Annotated in this window: 11 protein-coding genes and 1 pseudogene; 5 read left to right on the top strand and 7 right to left on the bottom strand. The window is 69.2% G+C overall.

Going from position 1 to position 7795, the window contains the following annotated elements:
* A partial coding sequence (locus ACLEQD_RS31995) for a hypothetical protein (RefSeq protein ID WP_410389290.1) occupies nt 1-860 on the top strand: 860 nt, incomplete at its 5' end.
* Nucleotides 861-924: 64 nt separating this feature from the next.
* Here the strand turns inward: ACLEQD_RS31995 and ACLEQD_RS31990 are convergent.
* Together ACLEQD_RS31990 and ACLEQD_RS31985 are read right to left on the bottom strand one after the other, a co-directional pair.
* Nucleotides 925-1227, bottom strand: coding sequence for a hypothetical protein (locus ACLEQD_RS31990; protein ID WP_410389289.1), 303 nt, complete (start codon nt 1225-1227; stop codon nt 925-927).
* Nucleotides 1228-1354: 127 nt separating this feature from the next.
* Nucleotides 1355-1705 carry a hypothetical protein gene (locus tag ACLEQD_RS31985; RefSeq protein ID WP_410389292.1) on the bottom strand — a complete coding sequence of 117 codons (351 nt, stop codon included), beginning with the start codon at nt 1703-1705 and terminating at the stop codon, nt 1355-1357.
* Nucleotides 1706-1816: 111 nt separating this feature from the next.
* On the opposite strand from ACLEQD_RS31985, the gene ACLEQD_RS31980 reads away from it, so the two are divergent.
* Nucleotides 1817-1945 (top strand): hypothetical protein, encoded by a 129-nt coding sequence (locus ACLEQD_RS31980; protein ID WP_410389291.1) that lies wholly within the window; start codon nt 1817-1819, stop codon nt 1943-1945.
* Here the strand turns inward: ACLEQD_RS31980 and ACLEQD_RS31975 are convergent.
* Together ACLEQD_RS31975 and ACLEQD_RS31970 are read right to left on the bottom strand one after the other, a co-directional pair.
* A pseudogene (locus tag ACLEQD_RS31975) lies at nt 1900-2109 on the bottom strand (serine aminopeptidase domain-containing protein); the annotation flags it as partial. The gene ACLEQD_RS31980 and the pseudogene ACLEQD_RS31975 overlap by 46 nt on opposite strands.
* Before the next feature lie 299 nt (nt 2110-2408).
* Nucleotides 2409-3005, bottom strand: a complete 597-nt coding sequence (locus tag ACLEQD_RS31970; protein WP_410389288.1) for a TetR/AcrR family transcriptional regulator — start codon at nt 3003-3005, stop codon at nt 2409-2411.
* A 102-nt stretch (nt 3006-3107) separates the two neighbouring features.
* Here ACLEQD_RS31970 and ACLEQD_RS31965 point away from each other — a divergent pair, with 102 nt between their 5' ends.
* Complete coding sequence (locus ACLEQD_RS31965; RefSeq protein ID WP_410389287.1) at nt 3108-3698, top strand: flavin-containing monooxygenase; 591 nt, start codon at nt 3108-3110, stop codon at nt 3696-3698.
* Entirely contained in the window at nt 3695-4675 is a 981-nt protein-coding gene (locus tag ACLEQD_RS31960) for a hypothetical protein (RefSeq protein ID WP_410389286.1), read from the top strand. The genes ACLEQD_RS31965 and ACLEQD_RS31960 overlap by 4 nt, the downstream gene beginning before the upstream one ends.
* An 11-nt stretch (nt 4676-4686) precedes the next feature.
* Here ACLEQD_RS31960 and ACLEQD_RS31955 read toward each other — a convergent pair whose 3' ends face one another.
* From ACLEQD_RS31955 to ACLEQD_RS31945, 3 genes are all read right to left on the bottom strand, one after another.
* Nucleotides 4687-5256 (bottom strand): imm11 family protein, encoded by a 570-nt coding sequence (locus ACLEQD_RS31955; RefSeq protein WP_410389285.1) that lies wholly within the window; start codon nt 5254-5256, stop codon nt 4687-4689.
* Nucleotides 5257-5265: 9 nt separating this feature from the next.
* Nucleotides 5266-6558, bottom strand: a complete 1293-nt coding sequence (locus ACLEQD_RS31950; protein ID WP_410389284.1) for an AHH domain-containing protein — start codon at nt 6556-6558, stop codon at nt 5266-5268.
* A 143-nt stretch (nt 6559-6701) separates the two neighbouring features.
* Nucleotides 6702-7160 carry a DUF2267 domain-containing protein gene (locus ACLEQD_RS31945; RefSeq protein WP_410389283.1) on the bottom strand — a complete coding sequence of 153 codons (459 nt, stop codon included), beginning with the start codon at nt 7158-7160 and terminating at the stop codon, nt 6702-6704.
* Between the two features lie 196 nt (nt 7161-7356).
* Here ACLEQD_RS31945 and ACLEQD_RS31940 point away from each other — a divergent pair.
* Nucleotides 7357-7795: sodium:calcium antiporter (locus ACLEQD_RS31940; protein WP_410389282.1), on the top strand; the 439-nt coding region annotated here is incomplete at its 3' end.

Below are 7795 nucleotides of genomic sequence, written 5' to 3'. Positions count from 1 at the left end.
GGACGCCGACCCGGAGCCCATCCGCAAGCCGGTGGCCGCCACTCCCCGCAAGGAGGACGGCCCCCGCGAAGCAGGACGACGCCCTCTCCACGCAGCCGGAGTCGCGCTCCGCGCCGCTCGTGGAGGGCGCGCTGGGCCTGAAGCTCTTCGGCCGGTCGCTGCGCTACAAGGACGACGTGTTCGGGGTGCTGCGGCCGTACACGCTGGGCACGGACGTGGGCGGCCTCGCGCTGCCGGGCGCGCCCCAGTTCGCGGGCGACGTGACGGTGTATCCGCTGGCGCCCTTCCAGAAGGGCGCGCTGGCGCGGCTGGGCCTCACGGGTTCGATTGATCAGTCCTTCGGCCTGAAGTCCACCGGCTCCACGGGGGCGGTCTCCTACCCCACCACGGCGCGCGAGTGGCAGGCGGGCCTGCGCTACGTGATGCCCTTTGGCCAGGCGCAGCGCTACGGCTTCGAGGTCACCGGCACGTACGGGATGAGCACGTTCCGCATCGACGCGGTGGACGGCGAGCGGCCGTTGGACCTGCCCAACGTGGAGTACAAGACGGCGGGCCTGGGACTGGGCCTGCGGGCGGCGCTGTCGGAGAAGTTCGACTTCAACTTCCGCCTGGGCTACCAGCACCCGCTGGACTCCGGAGAGCTGTCCTCGGACGCGTGGTTCCCGCGCATGTCCGCGGGCGCCGTCACGGGCAGCGCGACGCTGGCGTACCGGCTCAACCGCATCCTGGACGTGCGCTTGAAGGCGGACCTGCGCCGCTACTTCTTCAAGTTCAACCCGGAGCCGGGCGACCCCTACGTCGCCGGTGGCGCGGTGGACCAGTACCCCGGCCTGTCGCTCCAGGTGGGCTTCCGCTACTGAGCCGTCGCTGAAGCCTCCGCCGGTCCGTGCTCGACCCACGGACCGGTGGCCAGGCTCTGGCGTGTCAGAGTTCCGCGGTGGCGTCCGGCTTCTCCTCGCTGCACACCTGCGAAGCGTCATCCGCCTGGCGGGCTTCGGCCTCGGTCACCGAGGCGGTGGGCTCGGAGGGCTCGGCCGTGATGCCCAGGCACCAGCTGGGAGCGTATTCCCGGCACGTCGTCCACGTCTGCGCGCCAATGGCACACTCCGTATCGCACCACGCCTCGTAACAGATTTCGAAGCACTGCGGGGGATAGGCAAAGGCAGCCGCGGGAGCCAGGGAAACAACAGCCGAGACAGTCAACAGGGACTTCATCAGCATGCGCATGGGTGCTCCGTTCGTGTGGGACAGCGCTCCTGTGAAAGCAGAGCCGGCTGAAGCCTGCCACGCGGTGTATCCGGAAGGTCAAGGCAGGGTGAATGATTGCCAATCCATGACTGTTTCATGACAGGCGTCAGTCCACTCGCGCCTCACCCCGCTCCGGGGCGTGGTGGCGCAGCCAGTCAATCACTGTCGGCCAGAGCGTGGCGGCGTGGTGTTCGCGGAAGAAGCCCAGGTGGCAGATGCCCTGGCCGGCGCTGTCCGCGGGGGAGAGCTGCCGGCGCTCCACGGCGCAGCCGGTGAGGTGCTCGCAGACCAGGTCGATGGCCTCGGGCGGCGCCCAGGGGTCGTCATCCAGGCCGATGGACAGCACCGGCATGCGGGGCCGGCGCAAGCGGGCCGCGGCGTCCACCCGCGGGTCGTCGAAGTAGAAGCGGGGCAGCGACGCCCAGCGGCTCCACTCCAGCGCCGCCTGGGCGGGCACGTCCTCGCCGAGCCCAGCCGCGCATAGGGCATGTAGCCCAGGGACCGCGCGCACAGCGGCCCGATGCACTTGAGGTACAGCGCGACCAGCATCCGCTCCCGCCAGGAGCGGATGAACCGCAGGCTCCCGGCCTGGGTCGCCACCATCACCGCCGCGGTGAGGCGCTGGCTGCTCGCGCTCAACCCGATGGCGTGGCCCCCGAAGCTGTGCCCCACGGCGAGCACCGGCAGCCCCGGGTAGCGCGCCGCCGCCCAGCCCGTCACCGCGTCCACGTCCTGGTCGGCCCAGGTGAGGAATCCGGCATGCGTCCGCTTCGCCACGCCCGACGGGTGCACGCCCCGGTAGTTGTAGGTCACCACGGCGAAGCCGTCGTCCGTCAGCCGCGCGGCGAACGCGAAGTACATGCTCGCCGACATCGCGGTGGCGGGATGCATCAGCACCACGCCCCGGACCGGGCCGTCCGGGGTGTGCAGCGTGGAGCTCAGCTCGAAGCCATCCGCGCAGGGGATGCCGTGTGGAGTCGTGCGTGCCATGGCCCTCGTGCGGTGCTCCGCATGAAAACCTATCGGCTAGCATGTGACTTCGAGCCGGGCAAGGACGCGCTCCGTCGTGGATGCGCGCCTCTTCGAGTCCGTGCCCTGCCCTTCCATTGCCTGGGCCGTGCCCCGGGGCATCCCCCTGGAGCACATGGACCGAGCCGCGTTCACTTCGCCGGGGCCCGCGCCTCCAGCAGGCCCCGCACGAACGCCGCGACCGGACCGGCCAGCTCCGAGAGCCGGTCCACGCGGTCCTCCTCCACGGCCTCCAGGATGAGCTCGTTGATGCCGCCGACGAGCGCCATGGCCAGCGCGGGCGACAGCGTGTCCCCGGTGCCCGCCGCCTCGAACTCCCGCCGCATCAGCTCCGCGAAGCCGCGCATCACCTGGCGGCGCAGCTCGAAGCCCTTCGGGCCCACGTGCAAGATCTCCACGAGCAGCGTCCGCACCAGCCCCGGCCGGCTCTGCAGACTCGCGAGGTACACGGCCGCGCCGATGCTGGCCCGCATCTCCCCGGGAGGCGCGTGCTGGATGGCCGCCTGGAGCTCCGCCAGGAGCCGGGCGCTCTGCGCCGCGTAGAGCGCCAGCAGGCACGCGTCCTTGTCCTCGAAGTGCTCGTAGAACGTGCGCTTCGACACGCGCGCGTGCCGCACGATGTCCGCGAGCGTCACCCGGGCGTAGCCCACCTCGATGATGGCCTGCGCCAGGCCCGCGACGAGCCGTTCCCGGGGGCCTTCGCCCGCCTGGCCGGATGGGGAGATCATGCGGCTCCTGGCGCTGGTACTTGACGGTACCAGACCTCACTGCTACCTCTCATCAACAGTCTCATAGGCTGGGTACCTTCCTGTACCACGAGGAGTCCCGTGATGCCCCTGCCCTCCGCTGAAGCGCCCTCGCACGTGGACGTGTTGATCATCGGCGCGGGCCTGTCGGGCATCGGCGCCGCGTACCACCTGCAGGCGCGCTGCCCCACCCTGAGCTACGCCATCCTGGAGGGGCGCGCGGCCATGGGGGGCACGTGGGATTTGTTCCGCTATCCGGGCATCCGCTCGGACTCGGACATGTACACGCTGGGGTACCGGTTCCGGCCGTGGCATGGCGGCAAGGCCATCGCGGATGGGCCGTCCATCAAGGCGTACATCGAGGAGACCGCGGCGGAGTACGGCATCGACCAGCGGATCCGCTACCACCACCGGGTGACGCGGGCCGAGTGGTCCTCCGAGCACGCGCGCTGGACGGTGGACGCCGAGGTGGGCCCGGAGCGCGTGCCGGTCCGCCTGACGTGCGGCTTCCTCTACACCTGCACCGGCTACTACGACTACGCGAGCGGCTACACGCCCACGTGGCCCGGCACGGAGCGCTTCGGGGGCCGCGTCGTGCACCCGCAGCACTGGCCCGAGGACCTGGACTACAGCGGCAAGCGCGTGGTCGTCATCGGCAGCGGCGCGACGCGGTGACGCTGGTCCCGGCGATGGCCGGCCGCGCCGCGCACGTCACGATGCTGCAGCGCTCGCCCACGTACATCGCGGATCAGCCGGCCGAGGACAGCGTCGCCCGGGCGCTGGGACGCGTCCTGCCCCGGGGCGCGGCGTACGCGGTCGCGCGCTGGAAGAACGTGCTGCGCGGCATGTTCTTCTACAACCTCGCGCGCAGCCGGCCGGGCCTCATGAAGTGGCTCTTGCGGCTGGGGGTGCGGCGCGCGCTCGGCAAGACGTTCGACGTCGATACGCACTTCTCTCCCCGCTACAACCCCTGGGACGAGCGGCTGTGCGTCGCGCCGGATGGAGACCTCTTCCGCGCCATCCGTGAGGGACACGCCTCGGTGGTGACGGACCACATCGAGTCCTTCACGGAGACGGGCCTCCAGCTGCGCTCGGGGAAGCACCTGGACGCGGACCTGGTGGTCACCGCGACGGGGCTGAACGTGAAGATTCTGAGCGGCATCGCGCTGGCCGTGGACGGCGAGCCCGTCCAGCTGTCGCGGACCCTGGCGTACAAGGGGATGATGTTCAGCGACGTCCCCAACCTCGTCGCGGCCTTCGGGTACACCAACGCGTCGTGGACGCTGAAGTGCGACCTGGTGGCGGAGTACTCCTGCCGCCTGCTCAACCACATGAAGCAGCACGGCTACACGCAATGCGTGCCCCGCGTGCGCGACCCGGGCATGACGCCGGAGCCCGTGCTCGACTTCAGCTCCGGGTACGTGCAGCGCGCGCTGGATTCGCTGCCGCGCCAGGGCACGCGCGCGCCATGGCGCCTGTACCAGAACTACGTGCGGGACCTGCTGCTGATGCGCTACGGCCGGGTGGACGACGACGCCATGGAGTTCCGGCGGCCCGGAGACGCGGCCTCGCGGCAGGCCCTGCTCCCGGAGGGCGGGGAAGCCGAGGTGGTGAGCCGACAACATCGCCACCTCGACATCGACCGTCAGTGAGGTCCGGGCGCTCAGGTCACGCGCTCGAACGACACCCCCAGGTTCCCGACCCCTTCGAGGGCGTTCTTGACGTCCTCCGACACGATGAGCGCTGTCTTGAACTTCTTCAGCCGAAAGACCTGCGCGCCCTCGGTCTTCGAGGGGTCGATCCGCAGCCCATAGATCCAGTCGTACTCCCCTTCATATCCAGGGGCAGGGTCGTCCTCGTCATGGTGATGCACCTCCCGGCACCGGGCCTCGTCGATGGCGTCAACCACCTTGGTTGCGTTGACGACGAAGTACCGTTCGGGCGCTCCCTCTATCGACACCGGGAAGAGTTGGACGTCATTGGGGGCCAGTGTTCGGAAGACGTTCGCGAGTGCTTCGCTGACGATAGGCGTGCGTTCAACCCCTCCAAACACAAAAGCACGCTGCGTACCCGGATGTGAAACCTGAGATTTGATGGAGCCAGGGTCTGGAAGGATCCCCCCATCCGTGAACAGCCAAGGCTCGTCGAACGCCTCCCCGGATGTCCGCGTGGGCGTCTCAATGAGCCACCGAGGCACGTCCGCCAGGCCTACCCAATAAAAGTTCCGGTCCACCCCGCCCTCCTACTTCACGATGAAGCTGCGCAATTCGGAGCCCGGCGTCAGGAGCTCATTGGCGATCTTCGCGAGTTCCTTCAGCAAGCTGGAACGACAAGCTTCCGTCGTTCTGCAACGCGCAACAGAGCGCTCAAGACGACTCATCACCTGATTGTGATAGAGCTCGGGATGCGGCCCTTCGTGCCCGTTGAGCCGCACCTTGTTTGCCGCATCCTCGAGAGTCATCCCAGCTTTCCTGAAAATCCTTTCGCACTCTGGCGTCCAAGGGCCGCCACTCGCGTTGGAGATGGGATTCTTGTTCGTGCAGATGTGGTGAACCGGGCCTTCAGCGTCACCCGGATACCGTCCCTCTCCGTACATCGCAAGAGCCGCGGCCGCCCCCGGAGCCAGCGTCACGTTCAGCACCCCGGCGGCAGGCATCGCGATTGACGACACCCCGCCATTCAGCGCCGCCCCGAGCTGGAATCCTGCCTCGGCCTCCGCACGAAGTGCCGCCTGGGAGAAGCCGGGGAGCCTGGGCCCCTGGGCCGCCATCGCGCTCTTTCCACCGAGGGCCGCGGTGACGAGCAGCACCAGGACCCGCGTGCCGTTCGTTCCGAGCACCTTCCCGAAGCGGTGGCCGATGTCCTGGAGTTCGACGACGCTCATGGCCCTGCCCGCATCATCCCACAACCGGACGAAGCCCCGTCCAAGCTCCCAGACCGGCACCACGCCCAGGTAGGCCACCATCGCCGCCGTCAACGCCACCGCGATGAACTTGGTGACGGGCTCGGGCAAGGTCATCGTGAGAAGAACGCTCAGCGCCGCCGAGGTCACCATGGCCTTGAGCGCCACCGGGTTCAGCATCTTGCCGACTTCCACCTCGACGCTCTCCCAGACGGTGTCGAGCGCGAAGGACAGGGCCGTGAGCGTCCGGTCCTTGCGCGAGAAGGGCAGCCCCGTTCCTCCAACCAGGGTCAAGCAGCCGTCCGAGTCGGAGCAGATGCGTGAGTACAGCGACTCAGGTGAGCGCCCCGAGCCGGGATCCGCGAGGCCATTCGAGGACGCCAGCAAGTTCCTGGACCGCACCCACCCGCGCGCATCCGCCTCTTCTGCCTCACGGAACGCAACGTCCATGCGCAGGTCCAGGATGAGCTGCGCGAGGGCAGACTTGAACTCCGCCTCGTTCACCTCCACTGGGTCAACGTCTACCGACTTGTGGACGACCCGCTGACCATTCCCGGTATCTATTTGAACGACGCGAGTCGTCGCACACCCCGAAACAATCAGCAGCAGGGACGCTACTGCAATCAGCCTCATGGGATCCCCCGAAGGCGCCCCTGGGAATCAGGGGGCGCGGCATCCTGGCTTTGGGGTTTGACACCTTCAACGAGGATCCTGAGGTTTTGATGCGCCGGATTCATCCAGCCATTCTTGATGCCTATCGCTCGGGTGTGTCTGAGTCAGACAGGTCTGCGGAACAGGTCGCCCAGGTCCGCGGGCAGCTGTGACGCGACGGCGGCGACCTCGTCCTCGGGGATGCGGTCGCGCACGGCGGTGAACACCGCGGTGACGACGCGGAAGGCCTGGTCCGGCTTGATGTTCAGGTGGTCGGCCACGTCGGTGATGAACTCGTCGCGGCCAATGCGCTTCGCGCGCGAGGGCCCCCGGTGCACCGAGCAGGCGCCCAGGATGGCGCCGATGCCGCCCTTCAGCGCGCGGAAGAGCTTCACGTCCTCGCCGTCCGACAGCCGCCGGGCGAGCGAGCAGAACACCGCGCTGGCGGCCTCCCGGGCCTCCAGGCCCTGGGTGTGCATGACCGCGTCGCCCTGGATTTCATCCAGGAAGGGCTGCAGGTCGAGCGACTCGTCGCGCTCCTTGACGGGCACGGCGTGGGTGTCGGGAGGAACAGGCGAGGCCATGGCAGCGTCTCCGAAGGTTCAGGGCCCTGGAACAGGGCCGGGGTTCCGAAGACGCTGCGCATGCGCCAATGCGCCTGCATCGTCCCGCGGCGCCGCGTCTGGGGCCCCCCACCCGCGCGCAGGCCGCCGTTCCGCCGCGGACCCTCCGGGCAAGGAAGCGCTCCACGGCGGCGGACACGTGGACTATGAGGGCCCTATGTCCCCCGGACTCCTTGAATCGTTGGGCCTCTTCGCTGGAGGCGTCGTGCTGCTGCTCCTGGGGGGCGACCTGCTCGTCAAGGGCGCGGTGGCCCTCGCCGAGCGCCACGGCGTGCCGCCCCTCACCGTCGGCCTCACGCTGGTGGCCTTCGGCACGTCCGCCCCGGAGCTCGCGCTCAACGTGGCCGCGGCGACCAGCGGCGCGACGGACCTGACGTTCGGCAACATGACGGGCTCGTCGCTCACCAACATCGGCCTGGTGCTGGGGCTGGCCGCGCTGGTGCGCCCCGTGAAGGTGCAGTCGTCGCTGGTGCGGCGCGAGCTGCCCGTGCTCCTGGGCACCGTGTGCATGCTGCTGGCGCTGTGCTGGCTTCCGGCCGCTGGGCCGGACGGGACCGTCGGGCTGACGCGCGCGGCCGGCGCGGTGCTGCTGTGCG

The sequence above is a fragment of the Corallococcus sp. 4LFB genome, from assembly GCF_046520365.1.
GTDB lineage: Bacteria > Myxococcota > Myxococcia > Myxococcales > Myxococcaceae > Corallococcus > Corallococcus caeni.
Note: the sequence above shows the minus strand (reverse complement) of the source record. Positions and strands in the feature narration are given on the sequence as shown.